Annotated in this window: 19 protein-coding genes; 6 read left to right on the top strand and 13 right to left on the bottom strand. The window is 64.6% G+C overall.

All coding sequences use genetic code 11. From position 1 onward, the window contains the following. Window positions 1–14: 14 nt before the first annotated feature. On the bottom strand, window positions 15–560 hold the full coding sequence (locus G410_RS0100335) for a SixA phosphatase family protein (RefSeq protein WP_022671668.1): 546 nt from the start codon (window positions 558–560) through the stop codon (window positions 15–17). Beyond that, entirely contained in the window at window positions 557–3,340 is a 2,784-nt protein-coding gene (locus G410_RS14995) for an ATP-dependent DNA helicase (RefSeq protein ID WP_022671667.1), read from the bottom strand. Before G410_RS14995 ends, G410_RS0100335 begins: the two co-directional genes overlap by 4 nt. Between G410_RS14995 and G410_RS0100325 the strand changes: the two genes are divergently transcribed. Further along, on the top strand, window positions 3,334–4,932 hold the full coding sequence (locus G410_RS0100325) for a lysine--tRNA ligase (RefSeq protein ID WP_033317243.1): 1,599 nt from the start codon (window positions 3,334–3,336) through the stop codon (window positions 4,930–4,932). The genes G410_RS14995 and G410_RS0100325 overlap by 7 nt on opposite strands. Before the next feature lie 13 nt (window positions 4,933–4,945). On the opposite strand, the gene argE is transcribed toward G410_RS0100325, so the two are convergent. From argE to G410_RS0100300, 5 genes are all read right to left on the bottom strand, one after another. Beyond that, the gene (gene argE, locus G410_RS0100320) at window positions 4,946–6,133 is read right to left on the bottom strand and encodes an acetylornithine deacetylase (protein ID WP_022671665.1); all 1,188 of its coding nucleotides are present in this window, start codon (window positions 6,131–6,133) and stop codon (window positions 4,946–4,948) included. Further along, window positions 6,130–7,107 (bottom strand): fatty acid desaturase family protein, encoded by a 978-nt coding sequence (locus tag G410_RS0100315; RefSeq protein ID WP_022671664.1) that lies wholly within the window; start codon window positions 7,105–7,107, stop codon window positions 6,130–6,132. Before G410_RS0100315 ends, argE begins: the two co-directional genes overlap by 4 nt. 181 nt (window positions 7,108–7,288) lie before the next feature. Next, entirely contained in the window at window positions 7,289–7,822 is a 534-nt protein-coding gene (locus G410_RS0100310; protein WP_022671663.1) for a DUF3833 family protein, read from the bottom strand. Window positions 7,823–7,891: 69 nt separating this feature from the next. Beyond that, entirely contained in the window at window positions 7,892–9,721 is a 1,830-nt protein-coding gene (locus G410_RS0100305; protein ID WP_028970874.1) for a DUF885 domain-containing protein, read from the bottom strand. 152 nt (window positions 9,722–9,873) lie between these two features. Next, window positions 9,874–10,599, bottom strand: coding sequence for a prolyl hydroxylase family protein (locus G410_RS0100300; RefSeq protein WP_084488906.1), 726 nt, complete (start codon window positions 10,597–10,599; stop codon window positions 9,874–9,876). A 177-nt stretch (window positions 10,600–10,776) separates the two neighbouring features. On the opposite strand from G410_RS0100300, the gene G410_RS0100295 reads away from it, so the two are divergent. Continuing rightward, the gene (locus G410_RS0100295) at window positions 10,777–11,259 is read left to right on the top strand and encodes a pyridoxamine 5'-phosphate oxidase family protein (RefSeq protein WP_022671660.1); all 483 of its coding nucleotides are present in this window, start codon (window positions 10,777–10,779) and stop codon (window positions 11,257–11,259) included. An 82-nt stretch (window positions 11,260–11,341) separates the two neighbouring features. On the opposite strand, the gene G410_RS0100290 is transcribed toward G410_RS0100295, so the two are convergent. Continuing rightward, window positions 11,342–11,881 (bottom strand): GNAT family N-acetyltransferase, encoded by a 540-nt coding sequence (locus tag G410_RS0100290; RefSeq protein ID WP_022671659.1) that lies wholly within the window; start codon window positions 11,879–11,881, stop codon window positions 11,342–11,344. Between the two features lie 16 nt (window positions 11,882–11,897). Beyond that, window positions 11,898–13,115, bottom strand: a complete 1,218-nt coding sequence (locus G410_RS0100285; RefSeq protein WP_022671658.1) for a polyhydroxyalkanoate depolymerase — start codon at window positions 13,113–13,115, stop codon at window positions 11,898–11,900. A 207-nt stretch (window positions 13,116–13,322) separates the two neighbouring features. Here G410_RS0100285 and G410_RS0100280 point away from each other — a divergent pair, with 207 nt between their 5' ends. The 3 genes from G410_RS0100280 to G410_RS0100270 all read left to right on the top strand — a co-directional run bounded on the left by G410_RS0100280 (window position 13,323) and on the right by G410_RS0100270 (window position 16,613). Beyond that, window positions 13,323–15,101: an ABC transporter transmembrane domain-containing protein gene (locus G410_RS0100280; RefSeq protein ID WP_022671657.1), complete on the top strand. Its 1,779-nt coding sequence runs from the start codon at window positions 13,323–13,325 to the stop codon at window positions 15,099–15,101. 65 nt (window positions 15,102–15,166) lie between these two features. Then, complete coding sequence (locus G410_RS0100275; protein WP_022671656.1) at window positions 15,167–16,222, top strand: PAS domain-containing protein; 1,056 nt, start codon at window positions 15,167–15,169, stop codon at window positions 16,220–16,222. Then, window positions 16,212–16,613 carry a response regulator gene (locus G410_RS0100270; RefSeq protein WP_022671655.1) on the top strand — a complete coding sequence of 134 codons (402 nt, stop codon included), beginning with the start codon at window positions 16,212–16,214 and terminating at the stop codon, window positions 16,611–16,613. The genes G410_RS0100275 and G410_RS0100270 overlap by 11 nt, the downstream gene beginning before the upstream one ends. A gap of 493 nt (window positions 16,614–17,106) precedes the next feature. On the opposite strand, the gene G410_RS0100265 is transcribed toward G410_RS0100270, so the two are convergent. The 4 genes from G410_RS0100265 to G410_RS0100250 form a co-directional block, all read right to left on the bottom strand. Beyond that, the gene (locus tag G410_RS0100265; protein WP_028970870.1) at window positions 17,107–17,553 is read right to left on the bottom strand and encodes an ExbD/TolR family protein; all 447 of its coding nucleotides are present in this window, start codon (window positions 17,551–17,553) and stop codon (window positions 17,107–17,109) included. Window positions 17,554–17,601: 48 nt separating this feature from the next. Beyond that, window positions 17,602–18,144: an ExbD/TolR family protein gene (locus G410_RS0100260; RefSeq protein ID WP_022671653.1), complete on the bottom strand. Its 543-nt coding sequence runs from the start codon at window positions 18,142–18,144 to the stop codon at window positions 17,602–17,604. 92 nt (window positions 18,145–18,236) lie between these two features. Beyond that, the gene (locus G410_RS14990; protein WP_022671652.1) at window positions 18,237–19,067 is read right to left on the bottom strand and encodes a MotA/TolQ/ExbB proton channel family protein; all 831 of its coding nucleotides are present in this window, start codon (window positions 19,065–19,067) and stop codon (window positions 18,237–18,239) included. A 60-nt stretch (window positions 19,068–19,127) separates the two neighbouring features. Next, window positions 19,128–19,826 carry an energy transducer TonB gene (locus tag G410_RS0100250; protein ID WP_022671651.1) on the bottom strand — a complete coding sequence of 233 codons (699 nt, stop codon included), beginning with the start codon at window positions 19,824–19,826 and terminating at the stop codon, window positions 19,128–19,130. 277 nt (window positions 19,827–20,103) lie between these two features. Here G410_RS0100250 and G410_RS14985 point away from each other — a divergent pair, with 277 nt between their 5' ends. Next, on the top strand, window positions 20,104–20,967 hold the full coding sequence (locus G410_RS14985; protein ID WP_156851806.1) for a hypothetical protein: 864 nt from the start codon (window positions 20,104–20,106) through the stop codon (window positions 20,965–20,967). Window positions 20,968–21,043 lie beyond the last annotated feature (76 nt).

Raw genomic sequence — 21,043 nt, 5'->3', positions numbered from 1 at the left:
CGGGTTACGCGGCTTCAACGCAGATATTGGGGCCCCAGATCCTCAGCCAGATCACGCGGACGAGTGAAGCGCTCGATACGCCCGCAACGACCGTCGAGTTCGCGCCATTCGGCGATCTCCAGCACGATCTCGGCCACAGACGCGGTCGGGAATTTCTCTTCCACGGCGTCGCGCTGCCCCCCGCCGACGGCTTCCGGCACAAGGTCCAGCACCAGATCTTCCATGCCGGGATTATGCCCGCACATCATGACATGATCGGCATCGCCGCCCTGGTCTCGCAACACCTCGAGCAGGGTGACCGATGACGCGAGATAGATCCGCTTGTCGACCCTGCCTTCGAGCTTGCGGCCATAGCCCTCCGCCAGACCGCTGAGCGTTTCCGCCACGCGCACGGCGGGGCTGGCCAGGATCAGATCGAACTGCAACCGCTGATCGGCCATCCATTTGCCGACCACCCGCGCAGCACGCCAGCCGCGGTCATTCAGTGCCCGGTCGACATCGCGCAGGCCATCGTCCGACCAGTCCGACTTGGCATGGCGTATCAGCGTGAGTTTCTTCATAAGTCGGTCAGGTCCTCACCCAGCAGGCTCTGCAGTCCATCCCGCTCATGCCCGCTTTTAGCCGCTGGCGAAAGCCCGGCAATGCTGGAAATCGCTTCGTCCAGCGTAACCCGGCGGATCGGTGTGCCGGGCGGAAAGGCATCCAGGAAGCGCGACGGCATGGCAGAGGACAGCATGACGAACCGTCCATGGTCGTCCGCCCGGCGGATCAACCGTCCAAAGGCCTGTGCCAGCCGGGCGCGGATGATCCGATCGTCATAATCCTTGCCGCCCGACGCCAGCTTGCGCGCACGGTGCAGGATATTGGGCTTGGGCCAGGGTACGCCCTCCATCACCACCAGCCGCAGAGACTGACCGGGCACATCCACGCCATCGCGCAGCGCGTCGGTGCCCAGCAGCGAAGCCCGCGGGTCGTCCCGGAAAATATCGACCAGCGTGCCGGTGTCGATCGGATCGACATGCTGGGCGTAGAGCGGCAGGCCGGACCGGGCGAGCCGGTCCGCGATCCGCGCATGGACGGCGCGCAGACGGCGGATGGCGGTGAACAGCCCCAGCGCGCCGCCTCGGCTCGCCTCGATCAGCCGGGCAAAGCCTTGCGCCAGCGCCGCGGTGTCGCCGCGCTTGATGTCGGTCACGATCAGCACCTCGGCCTGATTGGCATAATCGAACGGGCTGAGCGCGGCGAACTGGTCCGCCGGCTTGTCCAGATGCACCGCACCGGACCGGGCCTGCGCGGTATCCCAATCGCCGCCGCCACGCAGCGTGGCGGAGGTCACGATGACGCCGTGCGCCGGCTTCAGCACGATCTCGGCCACCGGACGCATCGGATCGAGCCAGTGGCGATGCAGGCCGATATCGAAATCGCGCCCCTCGAACCGGTCCACCGCCATCCAGTCGACAAAGTCCGGGTCTGCCGTGCCCACGGCGTTGGACAGCAGCGATATCCAGCCACCAAGCAAGTCCACGCGCCAAACCATACTGGCCATCGCGCCTTCGATACGCGCACGGGCCTGCGCGTCCATCCAGTCCGGCGGATCGGCCAGAATGGCCTCCAGCCGCCGTCCCAGAACAACCAGCGGGCGTTGCAACATCTCCAGCGCCTCGATGGCCGTGGCGATGGCATCCACCGTCGGCCCGTCCAGATCGGCAATCTCGGTCTCGAGCCCATATCCGGCCTCCGCCGATTTGCTCTCGTCCCGTGCATAGACGAAACCGCGCACCGCCCACAGCAATCGCTCGATCGGCCCGAACGGATCGCCCTCCGCCACGCGCTGCAGCCAGCCGTCGGACGGCAATCCTGTCGCTGCCGTGCGCGCTGCTTCGATGGCGCGGCCGCCCTCTTCGTCATAGCTCGCAACGTCGGCCAGCCGCGCGGCCAACCCGCGCCTGCGTCCGCGCGATTTGCCTTCCGGGCCGATGATCCAGCGCCTGAGCTCGATCGTCTCCTGCCCGGTCAGCGCGGCGGCGAACATCGAGTCCGCCGCATCGAACAGATGATGCCCCTCGTCGAAGATCAGGCGCGTCGGCGCACTCGCCTGCTCGCGTCCGCGTGCGGCATTGACCATGACGAGCGCATGATTGGCAATGACGATATCGGCATCCGCGCTGGCCCGCGCGGCATGTTCGATGAAGCATTTGCGGTAATGCGGGCAGCCGGCATAGACGCACTCGCCGCGCCGGTCGGTCAGCGCGGTGGTGCCATTGCGCCGGAACAGCGTGACCAGCCAGCCGGGCAGATCGCCGCCGATCATATCGCCATCCCGCGTGAACGCGGCCCAGCGTGCCACCAGCTGCGCCAGCACCGCTGCACGCCCCTGAAAGCCGCCCTGCAGCGCGTCCTCCAGGTTGAGCAGGCAGAGATAGTTTTCGCGGCCCTTGCGCACCACCACCTTCTCACGGAACAGGGATGGATCGGGATAGAGCCGCTGCGTTTCTCCGACCAGCTGACGTTGCAGGTTCTTGGTGTAGGTACTGATCCAGACCCCTCCGCCGGACTTGGCGGACCAGCGCGCGGCGGGCGCAAGATAGCCCAGCGTCTTGCCGATACCGGTCCCCGCCTCGGCAAGCAGCATATTGGGCTGGCCCTTCACGGCGCGCGGATTGAACGCTTTGGCCGCCTCCACCGCGTATCGCCGCTGGCCCTCGCGCCGTTCCGCGCCATCGCCGGTGAGATCGTGCAGGCTTTTCAGCGCTTCATCCTCATCGATCCGCACCTGTTTCGGCTGCGGACGCGCGGCTCGTTCCTCCCATTCGGGTAGCTTGGCAAACAGCCAGCGCTCGGCCTTATCGGGCCGCTTGATGCGCTTGCTGACCTCCGCTGCCCAAGGCCATCGCAGGCGGAACAGCGCCTGCGCGCTGTTCCATGCGCCCTCGCGCTCGGCCCAGTCGGGATCGGCGAGGGTGGCCAGCAGCTTTTCGGCAGCAGCGAGATAGAGCAGCGGAATGGCCGCGTCATCGATCCCATTGTCTTCCGCCCGCGTCGATACCGGGATATCCAGCACCCGCGCCAGCCCCATGGGCGTGGGCACCATGAAGCGCGCGGGGTGTACGAAGGCGAACATCTCCAGCAGATCCAGCCCCGACAGATCGGGATAGCCCAGCCGCCGCCCGACCAGCGGCGCATTCATCAGGATCACCGGTGTTTCCGCCGCCCGGCCGATCGCATCGCCCTTCGAGATGGCACGCGGCGGCTGACCCGGCTCGGCCAGCCAGATGCCCGCATGGCTTGCATGCAGCGCGGGGAAAGCTAGGTGAGTGTTCACGCGCCCCGCATATGCCATGTGGGAACGGAAAGGAAACAGTGTCCGTGGACTATCAAGCCGCCGCCAAGCAGAACAAGACCTGGGTATTCGAGGAGGCGAAGAAGCTCCTCAAGCGATACCCCGATGGCAAGCCCGGCGGCGTGCTGTTCGAGACCGGTTACGGCCCCTCCGGCCTGCCCCATATCGGCACCTTTCAGGAAGTGCAGCGCACCACCTGGGTCCGGCAGGCCTATGAGACGCTCACCGGCGGCGCGCCCACCCGGCTGGTGGCGTTCAGCGACGATATGGACGGCCTGCGCAAGGTGCCCGACAATGTGCCCAATCACGCCATGCTGACCGAACATCTGGGCAAGCCCCTGAGCCGCATCCCCGATCCGTTCGGCACGCATGACAGCTTCGCTGCGCACAACAACGCACAGCTGCGCAGCTTCCTCGATCGCTTTGGCTTCGAGTACGAGTTCATCAGCTCGACCGAGCGCTATGAGGGCGGTCATTTCGACGAAGCGCTGAAGAACGTGCTGCGCCGGTTCGACCAGATCATGGACATCATGCTGCCCACGCTGCGCGAGGAACGCCGCCGCACCTACTCGCCCGTCATGCCGGTGAGCCCGACCAGCGGCGTCGTGCTGCAGGTGCCGGTCGAGGTGGTCGACGCCGAAGAGGGCATCGTGCGCTTCGAGGATGAGGGACAGACCATCGAACGGTCGATCCTCGGCGGGCATGCCAAGCTGCAGTGGAAGGTCGACTGGGCCATGCGCTGGGTGGCGCTGGGCGTGGACTATGAGATGTACGGCAAGGACCTGACCGACAGCGGTATCCAGTCCGGCAAAATCGCCAAGGTGCTGGGCGGGCGCAAGCCGGAAGGACTGATCTACGAGCTGTTCCTGGACGAGAAGGGCGAGAAGATCTCGAAGTCCAAGGGCAACGGCCTGTCGATCGACCAGTGGCTGACCTATGGCAGCGACACCTCGCTCGCCTTCTACATCTTCCCCAACCCCAAGAGCGCCAAGCAGCTGCATGTCGGCGTGATCCCGCGTGCGGTGGACGACTACTACCAGTTCCGCGCCAACTGGCAGGATCAGGATGCGAACAAGCGGCTCGGCAACCCGGTGCATCACCTGCACAACGGCGACGTGCCGGATGGCGAGCTGCCGGTCACCTTCGGCCTGCTCCTCAACCTCGTCGGCGTGATGGGCGCCGATGCGGACAAGGACGCGGTATGGAGCTATCTGCGCAACTATGTGCCCGATGCGTCGGCGCAGCGCTATCCAGAGCTGGACGGCCTGATCGACAACGCGCTGGCCTATGCCCGCGACTACATCGCCCCCACGCTGAACCGCCGCAAGCCGGTGGCCGGCGAGGTGGCGGCGCTGCGGCAGCTCGATGCGGCGCTCGCCGAGCTGCCCGAGGATGCCCCTGCGGAGGACATTCAGACCATCGTCTATACCATCGGCAAGGATGAGGCGCATGGCTTTGAGAACCTCCGTGACTGGTTCAAGGCGCTGTACGAGACGCTGCTCGGCTCCTCGCAAGGCCCGCGTATGGGCAGCTTCATCCAGCTCTACGGCGTCGCCAACACGCGCACGCTGATCGCCGAAGCGCTGGCCTAGACCGCCTCCCCCTCTACCGCTCTTCCGGGCGATCAGCCGGGCGCTCAGCCAATCGCTCGGCCAGCCGCACCATGAAGGCGGCGCCCTTGTCGATCTGGTCGAGCGCGATCCACTCGTCCGGCTGATGCGCCTGTTCGATCGAGCCGGGGCCGCACAGCACGGTGGCGAAGCCGGCGCGGGCGAACTGCCCCGCCTCGGCGGCGTAGGACACCGCCAGCGCCGGGCCGTTATCGCCAGTGAGCGAGCGCACGAACGCCTCTGCCGCGCCGTCCGCAACCGGCGTCAGCGGCGGCGTGTGCGACAAGCGCTCGATGGTCACGCCGCATTCCTCAAACCGCGACTTTATCTCGGCATCCACCGCGGCCACCCGCTCCATGAACGGCGCAAGGATCGCCAGCGGGTCCTGCCCGGGCGGGCAGCGCAGATCGAACTGGAAGCGGCAATCGCGCGCCAGGATGTTGCTCGCCGTGCCGCCCTGCATGATGCCGACGGTCAGCGTGGCGTGCGGCGGGGTGAACGGACTGTCCGGATCGGCCTGCGCCTTCAGCGCCTCGGCCAGTTCCATCAGTTCGTGCATCAGGCCGATGGCGACATTGTTGGCCGAGACACCCAGATGCGTCAGGCTGCTATGCGCCTCATGCCCGCGCACGCGCACCTCGTGCAGGGCGATGCCCTTATGCCCCGTCACCACCGCCATGCTGGTCGGCTCACCCACCACGGCGAGCATCGGTGCGGGCACATGCCGGGCGATGCTGGCGATCATGTCCGGCGCGCCCTTGCAGCCGACCTCCTCGTCATAGCTCAGCGCAATGTGCACGGGCCGCCGCCCCTGCTGGAACAGCGGCACCGCGGCCAGCGCGAGCGCGATGAACGCCTTCATGTCGCTGGTCCCGCGCCCGTGCAGCTTGCCTTCGCGCTCGGTCACCACCCACGGATCGCTCGACCAGTCCTGCCCGTCGATCGGCACGACATCGCTATGGCCGGACAGGATCACCCCGCCCGCCACATCAGGACCGATGGTGGCGTAGAAATTGGCCTTGTCGCCTGCCGCATTCGGCACCCGCCGCCCGGCGATACCGAAGTTCGCCAGATAGGCCTCGACCCATTCGATCAGCGCCAGATTGCTGAGGCGCGAGGTGGTGTCGAACGCCACCAGCGTCTCCAGGATCGCGCGGCCCTTCGTGGCGATCTCGGCGCTCATGCCGCGCCCGCTGCCATGCGCAGCACATGGGCATAGCCCGGCGCGATGGTCATGCGCTCGGCATAGCCCTTGGCAACAAGCGCGCGGTGCGCCGACGGCAGGCGATAGCAGGGGACGGCCATGAACAGATGATGCTCCGAATGGAAGTTGACCCAATAGGGCGCGACGGTAGCCCGCTCGATCCAGTTGGCATGCGTGGTGCGCGCATGGGTGAACGGATCGTCCGATCCGGTGGCGGTGCAGGCATGCTCGGCAATGTTGCGGATGCGCAGAAACAGCTGGAACGTGGTGGCCAGCGCGGCCAGCCAGATCAGGAACGGCCACGGCCCGGCGCCAAGCGCCCATGGCACGATCAGCAATAGCGCGTTCACCAGCAGGAAGCGCAGCACGGCGTTTCCGGCAAAGGAGCGCACTTCGCCCTTCCCCGCCCCCTCTGCGCGCGCTTTCGTCAGCGCCCGCCAGCCGCCCAGCACCTGCGCAGCCCGCGTCTTGAGGAAGGTGCGGCCGGTGAGATCGCGCCACATCTTGCGGCGCAGGCTGGCCCGGCTGGTCGGGAAAGGCTTGGACAGGATCAGGTCCGGGTCCTCCTCCTGCTGCGTGTAACGGTGATGGGTCAGGTGATAGGCGCGGTAGGCCTGCAAATCGCTGCCCACGGGCGCGCCGGTGAGCCATTCGCCCAGCCGGTTGTTCCAGCGCCGGTTCGGGCTCAGCAGCCCATGCGCCGCGTCATGCATCAGGATGGCCAGGCCCAGTTGCCGCCCGCCGACGATCACGATCGCGAGCAGCACGGCGGGCACCCCGGCCAGCGGCCCGGCAACCTCCCATGTCCAAAGCGCGCCGCCGATGGCCAGCGCGATCACCGCCCAGCCATGCACCACCAGCCAAGCGCCCCGCCATCGCGACACCTGCGTCAAGGCGCTCCACTCGGCGCGCGAGAACAGCTCCAGCGGCCGCGCGGCCTTCACCTGCGCCATGCAAACACCCCCGGCGCGCACGCCAGGTTCACACAGGTCACACTGTCCAGAGCGACAAAATCTCCCACCCCGCCGCACGCGGAAAAGCGGAACGGATCAGGGGCAGACGCAAACATCATAACCATCAGCATACCCCACCCCGCCCCCAGTAGGACAGCGCTTAATTACGGCTTGCGGGCGCTCACTGTTTGCGGATGGTCTCGTCCAGCCTGGCGACGGCCACGCCCAGCTTGCTGACCTTCATGCGGTTTTGCGCCACGCGGCCACCGGGTTCGAGATACAGCCACTGGTCGACGTCGAAGCCGCCCTTCATGCGGTAGGCGAGGTGCAGGCGGTTGCCGTTGCTTTCACCGGTGACGGGGCCGGTGGCATCGGTCAGCGTGCCTTGATATCGGCCAGACGCGGTTTCGCGGATCACCCAGCTGCGTGTGCGCTGCGGCTTGCTGCCTTCGGTCACGCGCTGCACGAGCCGCAGCGATCCGTCCGGCTGGCGCGTGCCGGTGCTGCTGACGCGGGTGGTCACCGTCTTGCCGACGATCTTGTCCAGCGTGCCCAGCCCCGTGCTCTCGCCCTCGAAAAAGGCCAGCGCGTCGAAGCGCGGGGTGGGCGCCGCCAGCTCCGGCGCTGTCACCTGACCCATGCAGCCGGCCAGAGCCAGTGGGGCGGCGAGCGCCAGGGCAAGCGCGCCGAGGCGCGGGAAGCGTCGATGGGTCATCGACCTGTAACGCCGCCGCGCGCCGCGTGGATCCGCACGCCGCCTGGACCGCAGAAGAAGAGGCGGCGATCAGCCCTTGGCGGCGATCCAGTCCTGAATTTTCGCGTCCAGCACGCTGAGCGGCAGCGCGCCGGTGCCCAGCACCTGATCGTGGAATTCACGCGGATCGAACCGGTCGCCCAGCGCAGCCTCAGCCTGCTTCTTCAACCGCTGGATGGTCAGCGCGCCGATCTTGTAGGCCACCGCCTGGCTGGGAATGGCGATATAGCGCTCCACCTCCGCCGTGGCATCGGTTTTGCCCATACCGCTATTGGCCAGCATATAGGCGATCGCCTTGTCGCGGCCCCAGCCCTTGGAATGCAGGCCGGTATCGACCACCAGCCGCATGGCGCGCAGCATCTCGTCGTCCAGCGAGCCGAAGCGCTGATAGGGATCGTTCAGCAGGCCCATCGGATAGCCGAGCGATTCGGCATAGAGCGCCCAGCCTTCGACATAGGCCGTGTTGCCGCCGAAGCGCATGAAATTGGGCAGCGCCTCATTCTCCTGCGCCAGGCTGATCTGGAAATGATGGCCCGGGGCGCCTTCGTGCAGGAACAGCGTGGTTTCGCCCGGCGTGGTGCGGCTGGGCAGATCATAGGCGTTGAAATAGAAGATGCCGGGTCGCGATCCATCCGGCGTGCCGGACTGATAGCTGCCACCAGCCTCATATTTCTCCCGATATTCCTCATAGGGCCGGATTTCGAGCGGCGCCTCGGGCAGCGTGGCGAACTGGCTGGGGATCTGCGCCTGCACCTTTTTCTCGATGGCGTAATAACTGGCGGTCAGCGCCTCGCGGCTTTCCGGCTTGAACTGCGGATCGGTGCGGATGAATTCGAAGAACTCGGCCAGCGTGCCCTCGAAGCCGACTTCGTCCTTCACCTTTTCCATTTCGCCGCGAATGCGCGCCACTTCGCTCAGGCCCAGCTGGTGGATGCCATCGGCGGTCACATCGTCCAGCGTGGTCGTCTGCTGCAGCAGATAGTCATAATAGGCCGCGCCGCCCTTCATCGCGGACAGGCCCACCTCTTCGCGGGCCAGCGGCAGATATTCGTTTTCCAGAAAATCGCGCGTTCGCCGATAGGACGGGTAGATGCCGTCCACCACCATGGCGCGATATTCGCGCTGGAGACGGGCCTGGTCCGCCGCGCTTATCGTGTCCGGGAACATGGTCACCGGCGCATAATAAGGCGATTCCTCCACCGGAATGGCCAGCTGCGTATCGAGCTGGTCGATCACGTTGCGGATGGTCAGTTTCGTTTCGAAAATGCCCGCGTCCATGCCCTGGCGAAAGCGGTCGATCGCGCGGTCGCTGATGGCCAGGAACTGCGCGTGACGTTTCAGATTGTTCTCATAATCGGCCAGCGTCTTGAACGGAGCCGCCCCCTTGCCGCTGGCAAAGCCGGGATAGAAAGTGTGAAAGCCGCTGAAATGGTTGATCGGCCGCACGATGCTGGCGGTGTACACATCCGCCTCGAAGCCGCGCAGGATCGCCTTCTGGTTCTGCGCGAACACATCATAGGCGATGCGGTCGGTCTGCGAGAGGGCGGCGCGGTCGATGGCATTCAGCGCGGCGAGATTGTCCTCGGCCGCCTTCTTTTCGGCGGCGTCATAGGCATCGGACAGATAATCGCCCAGCCGGTCGGCATAGCGATCGTCGCCGCGGAACAGCGCTTCGAGCGGGTTACGCTTCAGATTGGCCTCGTCTGCCGCAGAAAACAGCGCGAACAATTCCTCATGCGCTGCCTGATCGGTCGATACGGCTTGCGGCGCGGTGGCGGCGGCGGCCGGGCGATTGTCCGGCATGGCGGCACAGGCGCTGAGGCAAAGGGCGGCGGCGCTGGCGAGCAGTATCGATTTCATGGAATCATCCCCGTTATGCGAGGTCACGCTTGCTGCGCGGCCCCATGTTGCGGCCACCAGCAATAGCATGTGCGCCGGGAACGCAATCGGCCATCGATAAACGTCTCGCCTGGCGGGACGAGCATGTCCGCCGCCCCAAGAGAAAGCGATCGTCAGTCCGCCATCGCCAGCTTCAGCCAGTTGTTCTGGCGAAACCATTTGGTGATGACATATTTGGTGCCCAGCTTCACCGGCGTGCCGGCGTGCAGCGTCTTCATATTGGGCAGGCCGTCGGGCCGCATATTGTTCCAGATCAGCATCATGCCCTGCTTGGGCTCCACCCCGATACCGAGCTGCGGAAATTCGGTCTGCCCGCCCTCCGGCACCTCGTTCAGGAAGATCATCGCGGTCCAGCTGCGCTGCCCGCCCTTGCTGCGCTCCTGCTGCCAATAGCCTTCGCCGACATGGAAGAAATCATGGTGCGGCTTGAACTCCTGGCCCATCTGATAGCGCTGGCCCTGCATGGTTTCGGAGAAATGATTGTCGATGCCCAGCACCTCAGCCATGCGGTTCTCGATCCGCGAGACATCGGCATCGTAACTGCTCAGATGGCAGCTGTAGCTGGTGCGGAAATTCTTGGTTTCGGTGCCTTCATACAGGGTGGACGGCACCGCCTCGGCATCGATCCGGTCGATCAGCAGCTGGCAATCCGCCGCCGGCAGGAAGTTCTGATAGACATAGACCTGCGCCCCTTCGACATCGACATGCTGGACATAGGGGTTGGCGTTCAGCTTGCGCGTGGTGATCTGGCCGATCTTCTTCAACTTTGCGGGATTGGCCGCCGGGTCCAGCTTGCGCTTGCGCGTGCCGGTGGTCACGCTGCTCGTTACTGTGCCCATGATCAATCCTTTGGTGCCGATATGGTCGATTGGCCTGCTGCATCCCCTGTTTGCCGCCTTGCCGATGATTTTCAAGGGCCGATCGGGCCAGCCTCCGCGTGATGGGGCACCCGCGCGATGGGAACGTTCCGCAGGGGCCACACGTTTGGACCTATGAAACACAGAAGGAGCCCAACAATGGACAACAAAGAGATTATCAAGAAATTCTGGGAAGCGCTCGACAAGAGCCCCTTCGTCATGATCGGCCTTCCCGCCCAGAACGCGCATTCCGAACCGATGACCGCGCAGTTCGACGACGATATCCCCAACAGCCTGTTCTTCTACGCGCGCAAGGACAACCGTCTGGCCACCGGCCTCGTGTCCCATCCCGAAGCGATGGTGCAGTTTTCCGGCAAGGGCCATGACTTCTTTGCCTGCATCTCCGGCATGCTGTCGGTCAGCGACGACCGCGGCCTGATCGACAAATTCTGGTCGAACGCGATCGAATCCTGGTTCGATGGCGGCAAGGACGATCCGAACCTTACCCTGCTGCGCTTCGACATGAAGAATGCGGAAATGTGGGAAGCGGACCTGTCGGTCGGCAACAAGCTGAAAATGCTGTTCGGCGGCGACATCAATTATGGCGATCCGAACCAGAAGCATATCGAAACGACCATGTAAGGCTTGCGCCTTCTACCCAATGAAAAAGGCCCCCTCGTCCGGGGCCTTTTTTATGTCATGAGAGGACGCGGCGCCGGTACGGTCAGGCGCTCACGGCAGGCGGCGCCGGTCGTTCCAGCACCGTGGTGTCCGCCCCATGATAGGCGGCGCGGCGGACGTCGCGAAAGCCGTGCCGATGCGCCAGAGCGAGCGACCCGCCATTTTCCGGCGCGATGATGCAGCATAGCGGGCTGCGAAGCGCGTCATCCGCCCAGGCCAGCGCCGCCGCCAGCGCCTCGCTGGCAAACCCCTTGCCATGATGTTCGGACGCCAGCACCCAGGCACCTTCCGGCCAGTCGGGCAATGACGGGTCGATGGCGCGTTCGAACCGCCCGAAGCCGATCTGGCCGACAAAGGCCCCCGCCGCCCGCTCTTCCACCACCCACAGGCCAAAGCCGAGCAGCGGCCAGAAACCGGGGCCGCGCAGGAATTTTTCCCAGACCTGCGCACGATCGGCCGGCGCGCCGCCGATGAAGCGGTGCACCGCCGGATCCGCGGACATCGCCAGCACGGGCTCGAAATCGCGCAGCTCATGGGCGCGCAGACGCAGGCGCCCGGTCAGCAGCGTGGGCGCGGCCGTCACCGGCCCCGCCTGCCCGCTAGTCGAACTTGGCAATCCATTCTTCCACGACCGGGGCCACCTTGGTGCGCCACTTGCTGCCGTTGAAGATGCCGTAATGGCCCGCGCCTTCGGCCATATAATAGCGCTTGTTCTCGTCGGGCAGCTTGGTCGCCAATGTCAGCGACGCCTTGGTCTGGCCCAGGCCGCTGATATCGTCCATCTCGCCTTCGATCGCCAGCACCGCCGTCTCGGTGATCGCGCTGGGGTCCACCAGGCGGCCACGGTGCAGCCACTCGCCCTTGGGCAGGGCATGGGTCTGGAACACGATCTCGATCGTCTGCAGATAGAATTCGGCGGTCATGTCGCAGACCGAGCGATATTCCTCGTAGAAATCCTTGCTGGCGGTGGCGCTTTCATCGTCGCCTTTGACCAGATGCTTGAACATCTCCCAATGGCTGTTGAGATGGCTGCCGAGGTTCATCGACATGAAGCCGGCCAGCTGCAGGAAGCCCGGATAAACCTTGCGCCCCGCGCCCGGATACATGGCCGGGATGGTGGCAATCACATTCTGCTGGAACCAGGCATGCGGCCGCTCGGTCGCCAGGGTATTCACCGCCGTCGGGGCCTCGCGCGTATCGACTGGGCCGCCCATCAGCGTCAGCGTTCTGGGCACGCAGGGGTTCTTGTCCTGCGCCATGAAGGCGGTGGCGGCATAGCAGGGCACCGACGGCTGGCACACCGCCAGCATGTGCGCGCCGGGGCCGATCTCCTCCAGGAAATCGACCACATAATCGATATAATCGTCGAGATCGAACGACCCCTCGCTCAGGGGCACGTTCTTCGCGTCGCGCCAGTCGGTGATATAGACATCATGGCCGGGCAGCATGCGCTCCACCGTGCCGCGCAGCAGCGTGGCGAAATGGCCGGACATGGGCGCCACGATCAGCAGGCGGGGCTGATCGCTCACGCCTTCCTTCACGAAATGCTTGAGCTGGCCGAAGGATTTGCGCAGCGCAATCTCCTCTTTCACCGCCACGGTCTTCCCGTCGACCTCTACGGATTCGATCCCGAACGCCGGTTTTCCGCGCGGGCTGGCCGCATGCGCGAACACATCGAGGGCCGAGGCCAGCACCGGTCCGCCACCCAGATAAGACATGGGATTCAGCGGGTTGGTAAGGAGGTTGGCACCCATATTGGCAAAAACGCTGGCACCGGCGAGGAGCGATCGCTGCATTTCATAGCTGCTGTAGAGCATGCTGGTCCTTCGAATAATCGGTATGTTGCCCATATGTAGGCACAAAATGATGAATGTTGCAATGCAGCGCCGTGGCGATGCTGCACCGGCATGCCGGTGGCCGCCGGAGCCGCAGGGGCAAGGTCCGGGCCGGGCCGGGCCGCGACGCGCGCCGGCCGCGCTGCATCCCTACTATCCACGTCCACCCGCCCCTGCTAACGCGCTGGCATGGCCAGAACCCCCACGAAAGCAGCGATCGAGCCGGGCGCGGTGCGCCATATCGGCAGCCTCAAAATCGTGTTCCGCTATCTGCTGCGATATCCCAAGCAGTTGGCCTATGCGGCGATCGCGCTGCTGCTGGCCGCGCTGGCCACGCTGGCCATCCCGCGCCAGTTGCAGCAGATGGTGGACAAGGGTTTCGGATCGCAGACCGGCAATATCGCGCCCTATTTCCATTACATGTTCATGATCGTCGGCGTGCTGGCGATCGCCACCGCCGCGCGTTTCTATTTCGTCAGCTGGCTGGGCGAGCGGGTGGTGGCCGATCTGCGGCGCGACGTGCACGCCAATCTGCTGGGCCAGGCGCCGCGCTTCTTCGAGGAAAACCGCCCGAGCGAAATATCCTCGCGCCTCACCGCCGATACCTCGGTGATCGAACAGACCGTGGGCACCACCGTGTCGATCGCGTTGCGCAATGTGGTGCTGGGCATCGGCGGCATCATCTATCTGTTCGTTCTGGCGCCGGGGCTAGCCACCATGCTGGTGATCGGCATTCCGCTGATCATCGTGCCGATCGTGCTGATCGGCCGCAAGGTGCGCGATGTGTCCCGCGCCAGCCAGGATCGCATTGCCGATGTCGGCGCGATGACCTCCGAAACGCTGGGGGCGATGAAGATCGTCCAGGCCTTCGGGCAGGAAGCGCGGGAGCGTGGCCGGTTTGCCCAGGCGGTCGAAGCCAGTTTCGAGACCGCCTGCCGCCGCATCACATGGCGCGCGGCGCTGACGCTGGTGGTCATCACCATGATCTTCAGCGCGATTACCGGCATCATGTGGGAGGGCGCGGCCGATGTGGTGGCCGGGCGGCTAACCGGCGGCACCATCACCGCCTTCATCTTTGCCGGCGTGCTCACCGCCAGCAGCTTTGGCGCGCTGACCGAAGTGTGGGGCGATATCCTGCGCGGCGCGGGCGCAGCCGGGCGGCTGGGCGAACTGCTGCAGGCCGCGCCCGATATCAGCCGTGGACCCAAGGCGGTGGCGATGCCCGCGCCGCGCGGCAGCCTGTCGTTCGATTCGGTCACCTTCCGCTACCCCACCCGGCCCGATGACCGGGCGCTGGACGATTTCACCCTTACCGTGGAGCCGGGCGAAACGGTGGCGGTGGTCGGCCCATCGGGCGCCGGTAAATCCACCCTGTTCCAGCTGGCCTTACGCTTTTACGATCCGCAGCGCGGCACGGTGCGCATCGATGGCGTGCCGCTGTCCAGCGCCGATCCGGCGGAGCTGCGGCAGCGCATCGCCTATGTGCCGCAGGAAACCGTGCTCTTCGCCGCCAGCGCGCGCGACAATCTGCGCTATGGCCGGTGGGACGCCGCCGATGAAGAGCTATGGGAAACGGCGCGGCTGGCCAATGCGGAGACGTTCCTGCGCGGGCTTCCGGAAGGGCTCGACACCTATCTGGGCGAAGGCGGCGCGCGCCTTTCGGGCGGGCAGCGCCAGCGCATCGCCATCGCGCGTGCCATGCTGCGCACCGCGCCGATCCTGCTGCTGGACGAGGCCACCAGCGCGCTGGATGCCGAAAGCGAGCGGCTGGTGCAGGATGCGCTCGAACGGCTGATGGTGGACCGCACCACCGTGGTCATCGCCCACCGCCTGGCCACCGTCCGTTCGGCCAATCGCATCATCGTGATGGACCAGGGCCGGATCGTGGAGCAGGGCAGCCATGATGCGCTGGAGGCCGGCGGGGGCCTGTATGCGCGCCTCGCCAAATTGCAGTTCGAAGGCGCGTAACCCGCAGGATCAGGGCGGCCGTTCTGGGGGCTGGTGCACCGGCTTTTTTCTGCTAATTCTGCGGCATGGCCGACAAATATGATCAGTCGCACACGGCGTTCGACAATTCGCCTGGGCGGTTCCGCAGCGTGGAGAATGAAGGCCGGTTTTCCGGCGCGTCCGGGCTTCTGTTCGAACAGGCCATGGCGCAGACCCGCATGGCGATCTGTCTGACCGATCCGAATCAGGAGGACGATCCGATCGTCTTCTGCAATCGCGCCTTCCGGGAGCTGACCGGTTATGACGAGGAGGAAATTCTCGGCCATAATTGCCGTTTTCTGCAGGGCGTCGATACCGACCGGCAAACCGTGAACAAGCTGCGCGATGCGGTGGAAGCCCGCGCGGTCGCCGTGGTGGAAATCCTCAATTACAAGAAGGACGGCACGCCCTTCTGGAATGCCCTGCACATCGGCCCGATCTACGATGACAAGAACGAGCTGAAATATCTGTTCGGCAGCCAGTGGGACGTGACCGACGTCAACGCCGCGCGGGCGGACGAACAGCATGCGCGGATGATGGCGCGGGAACTGAGCCATCGCATCAAGAACATGTTTTCCGTCATTTCGGCCATCGTCAACATGGCCGGGCGGGAACGGCAGCAGCCGGCGATGGCCGACTGGATCACCTCGCGCATTCAGGCGCTGGGCCGGGCCTATGAAAGCACGCTGGATGAGGCCAAATCCGGCAGCACCGATATCGGGCAGATGACCAAGGCGGTGCTCGGCCCCTATGATGGCGGGGGCAAGAAGATCAGCTATCATGGCGATCGCATTCGGCTCGATACCAATATCGTCTCGATGCTTGGCCTGACCCTGCATGAGCTGGCCACCAACGCCATCAAATATGGTGCGCTCGGTGCCGAACATGGAGAGGTGGCGATCAGCTGGCTCCGTGACGGGGACGATATACTGCTCGACTGGAAGGAAACGGGCGGGCCACCGGTCGATCAACCGCCGCAGGACCAAGGCACCGGCGTGGCCATTGTGACGCGCCTGCTGGCGGCGGCAGAAGGCACCATCGAACATAGCTGGAAGCCCATGGGTCTCGAAGTGCGGATCAGGGTGCCGATCGATGCCGATTAAGGCCAGCGAAACCGCGCGGGCGGCGCTGGCCGGAAAATGCATCCTGGTGCTGGAAGACGAGCCGCTCATTGCGCTCGATCTGCAGCACGCCCTTGAAAGGTGCGGCGCCTCCGTCATCACCGCACGCACCGTGACGCGGGCGGATGCGCACATCGATGCGCAAACCCCGGATGCGGCCATATTGGACGTCACATTGGGGCGCACGACCAATTGCGAGCCCATTGCCCGGCGGCTGCTGGATCTATCGGTGCCGTTCCTGCTGCATTCCGGCGATCTGGATCGTCAGGGCGAGCTGATCCGGCGTCTCGGCGCGCCCGTCGTCGCGAAGCCTGCCTCCAACGATACCATGATCACCAAGCTGGCCACCATGCTAATTGGCGACGCGGACTAAGCTTCCTGGTTGCGTCTGAGGCGCGCAGGGGACGGCAGAGCGCGCATCACGTGCGTGGTCAGTCGGGGAACGGCATTAGCAGACCCAGCGGTGGATGCTGTGACAAGCGCGTCGGGCAGATTTTGACGACGCCATCCGAGCGACCTAGGCTCCTCCAGCAGCGATCTCAGGCAGCACCATCGAGGGCTGACCGATCTGTCGCGTTGGGCAGACGCATTGAAGGCGCCATCACGCTTCACCGGCGAAGCCCAGCCAAATCGCGTGCGGTACTACTGGGCTAGGCCTTTGCGCTTCCTGCAAGCTGCCGTTCCGGGCCAAGTCGGCCGTCGTGAGATAAAGCAGGCGGACGGGTTTTCAGCCGAGCGTGCAGACCCCCATCTTTGCCGCACCAGCGCGGTCAGCGGCGCGGACCAGCGCACGCGTCATGGACCAACAACGAAAAAGGGCGGCGCTGTTAAGCGCCGCCCTTCGAGATCCGAAGAGTGATCCCTGTTTAGCGCGGTGCGACCGCAGCCTTGTTGAACTGACGGAACTGTTCATTTCCGACAAATCCGAACTTGGTGATGCCCGACCGCTTGATGGAGGCCAGCGCCTCATCGACGATCAGATACCGCGTCGTCGGGGAAGGCTGGAACTGCAGCTCGGGCTCCACCGGCAACTGCAGCGACTGCTGCAACAGCTGGTCGAACTGCTGCAGGGAGATCGGCTCACCATTCCACTGGATGACGTTTTCCGGCGTGATGATCACCTTGTTGACGATCGGGTCCACTGGCGGTGTCGTGCTTTCGCTGTCCACCGGCAGATCGATCTTCACCGCGTGCGTCTGCACGGGGATGGTGATGATGAACATGATGAGAAGCACGAGCATGACGTCAATCAGCGGCGTCGTATTCATCTCCATCATGGGGGAGCCGTCGTCATTGCCTCCGCTCATTGCCATGATTATTTTCTCCTAAGCTCGTTCAAGGACGCCAGACCAGCGCCGTATTCAGATGGCGGACTGGATGTCGACGGGGGTCGAGATGAAACCGACCTTCGAGAAACCGGCCGACTGCATCTGATAGATGGCACCGCCAATGCAGCGATAAGGCGTGTTGATGTCACCGCGGATATGGACTTCTGGAAGATCATCTGGATCGACGCTACCAGACTGAATGGCCGCGGGGCCACCCAGCGCCTCGATCTCGGCTTCCAGCTTGTCCACCGCACGATCGACCAGCTCGGTCGAATCGATTGGCGTCGTGTTCCAGTAGACGCGGCATTCGCCATTGGGCGATGCACCGGCAAAGCCGTCCTCGCCCGGGCTCAGGCCGTTCACATCGGTCGCGCTCACGGCCAGAAGAACATTCTCCGGCTTGGTGATCGTGGGTTCGAAGCGAACCACCGGCAAATCGAGGTCCACCGTCTGGATCACCACCGGAATGGCGATGAGGAAGATGATGAGTAGCACCAGCATGACATCCACCAGCGGAGTCGTGTTGATGTCGGACATCGGGGCGTCTGCACCGCCGCCTCCCGAACTGATGGCCATGGATTAAATCCTCTAATCTTCGCGGCCATGAAGGCCTTGGAATATTTTTGAGTGGCGGGCGACGGCGCGCTGGCCGTCACCCGCCCGTATCATCAACGCTTGGGCGTCGTGGTCGTGGTCGTTGCCGCGCCGGTCGTGCCGGGCTTCACGGCAGGCGACTGCACGCCACCGGCCTGACCGGACGTTTTGGTGATTGGCTTGGCGGCCGTCGATGCGGTCACATATTCCGGCTTCACCTTGCCGTCCGAACCCATGTAAGCGAGCAGGTCGTTGGAGAAGGCGTTCAGATCACGCAGGATGTACTTGTTGCGGCTCTGCAGCCAGTTGTACGCAAGCACGGCAGGAACGGCCACGAACAGACCGAGCGCGGTCATGATCAGGGCTTCACCAACCGGGCCGGCCACGGCGTCGATCGATGCCTGACCGGCGATGCCGATCTTGATGAGCGCCGAGTAGATGCCGATAACCGTACCGAGCAGACCGACGAACGGTGCGGTCGCACCCACGGTGGCGAGGAACGCCAGGCCGCTGTTCAGCTTGGTGTTGATCGAGGCTTCCGAACGCGCCAGCGAACCGTGCAGATAGTCATGGGCTTCCTGCTGATCGACCATCTGGCCGTGACGACCCTGGGCGTGCAGACCATCGTCGACGAGCTGCTTGTAGGCGCTGTTCTTCTCCAGCTTGGACGAACCTTCCTTCAGGCTCGACGCACGCCAGAAGCCGGCGCGGGCCTTCTTGCCCTGATTGATCACCTTCTGCTGCTCGAACAGCTTGGTGAACAGAATGTAGAAGGAACCGACCGACATGATCACGAGGACCACGAAGATCGACCAGCTGATGACGCCGCCTTCATTAAGGGCCTCCAGGAGACCGAATTTATTCTGCGAGCCACCGGCTGCAGCGCTGAGAAGTTCAATGGACATGGTGTGACTTTCCTCTTCGAATATTTACTCTTGAAACCCGGGCGGCGTTGAACGCTGCGCTTATTCCGGGATCTCCCATCGGACCGCGTTGGACCAGGTACCTGTCGTCGGATTGCCTTGCGCATCGAGCTTGGGATCGAAACGCGCCCTCCGCTCCATGTTGCGGCAAGTCGACTGATCCAGCTCGCTGTTCCCGCTCGATCCGGTCACCTGACAGGACGTGGCCCGGCCATTCGCACCCACCGTTAGGGTAAAGCGCGTGGTGCCCTCAGCCCCTTCACGCAGAGCGCGTGATGGATAGTCGGCGTTCGTCACCCAACGCCCCGGATTGCCACGTGGCTCCGGATTGGCGCGCTGCGGTGGCGGCGGCGGCGGAGGTGGCGGCGGTGGCGGTGGCGGCGCAAGCTTGGGCACCGGGCCGATCTTGTTGAAGACCGGCGTGACCGGAGCTGCCGGCGGAATGTCCCGCACCGTCTGCACAGGATTGGGCCGCGGCGGCGTCTTCACGATCGGCGGCGGCGACACTACGGGAGGGTCGACTTGCGGCTGCGGATCGGGCTCAGGCGGCGGCGGTTCATCCGGCGGTGGCGGTGGCTCTTCCTCCGTCACATCGATGACGTTGAGATCCTCTGCCACTTTCTTCACAGCACTATAAGCCAGACCGGTCACGAAAGCGTACCCGATCAGCGCATGAATGATGACAACGATTACGATTGAAACGAGCTTCGTGTTGCTCATTCCCTGGTCTGCATAGGCCATTCGGCTGCGTTGCTCCTTATATTCCCTCGCTGGGCTGGCTCCACCACTGCTAGGGCAGCGACAGGGCCATGCGCAACGGCTTTCTCCTACTTCTCCCCGGTCTTAACCGGCATAACCGGGATGGGCAATGCGATTATTGCGGTCGACCGGTCTTGTTAGAAAGGGTTATACGCCGCCAGGGCCAAATCAGATGCCCTATGGTTAACGCCAGCGACAGGGCAGGCGCGGCATGCCCGCACCGGCAGCTGATGAATCAGACAATAAAAGGACCGCGTCGATGCGTTGCAGGAAAGTCTATCATATCACCGCGTTGGCATCGCTGGCGCTGGGTGGATGCGCTGCGACCAGTCAGACCAGTTATACCGAACAGGTGCCTGCCTATGCCAGCGTGGCGCAGCGCGTCGTCAACGCACCGGCCATCGTCGACCTGATCGTCACCCGCGCCACACCGGTAGAGCCGGAACGCAGCGGCCCCCTGCCCGTGGGCGTCACGCGCTTCTATATAGAGGCCACCGTGAACAGCCTGATCCGCGGCTCCACCAGCGTGCCGCCGGAGCTGCGTTTTCTGGCCGACATCCAGCAGGATTCGCGCGGCCGGATGGCGCGTCCGAAAGGGGCCCGCTATTTTGCCTTTGGCCGCATTTCAGGAGACGGCACGCTGCAGCTGTCCGGGCAGGATGCGCTCCTGCCCTATGGCGTGCAGACCGATGCGCTGGTGCGATCGGTCACGCGCGAAGCCGTGGCGATCGACGCGCCGCCCGCGATTACGGGAGTCGACAACGCCGTGCACGTGCCCGGCAATATTCCCGGTGAAGGCGAAACGCAGATCTTTCTTTCGACCGCCGATCAGCGCCCGATCGCGATCAGCATTCTGAGCCGGCCGGGGCAGGAGCGCCGCTGGTCCGTCTCGCTATCCGAAATCGTCGATGAAGCCGCCTCGGCCCCCACGCGCGACAGCCTGCTGTGGTATCGCCTGGCCTGTGGCGGCCTGCCCGAGCGGCTGCCCAATAGCGCGCTGTCCAGCAGCGATGCGGTCAACAATGGGCGTGCGCGCGAGGATTATCAGTTTGTCCGCCGGTCGATCGGCACCTGCACCGGCAGGCCGCCGGTCAGCGATGCCCCGCTGATCATGAACCGCTAAGCGCGCGCACGTTCAATGCCCGCGACAAGTATAGGCGGCCCGAAGCGTCGGAGCGCGATGGGCTAGCCAGGGCGTG

It is taken from the genome of Novosphingopyxis baekryungensis DSM 16222 (assembly GCF_000420305.1).
In the GTDB taxonomy this organism is placed as follows: Bacteria; Pseudomonadota; Alphaproteobacteria; order Sphingomonadales; family Sphingomonadaceae; genus Novosphingopyxis; species Novosphingopyxis baekryungensis.
The sequence above is the reverse complement of the archived record's forward strand: the minus strand, read 5'-3'. Positions and strand labels throughout refer to the sequence as shown.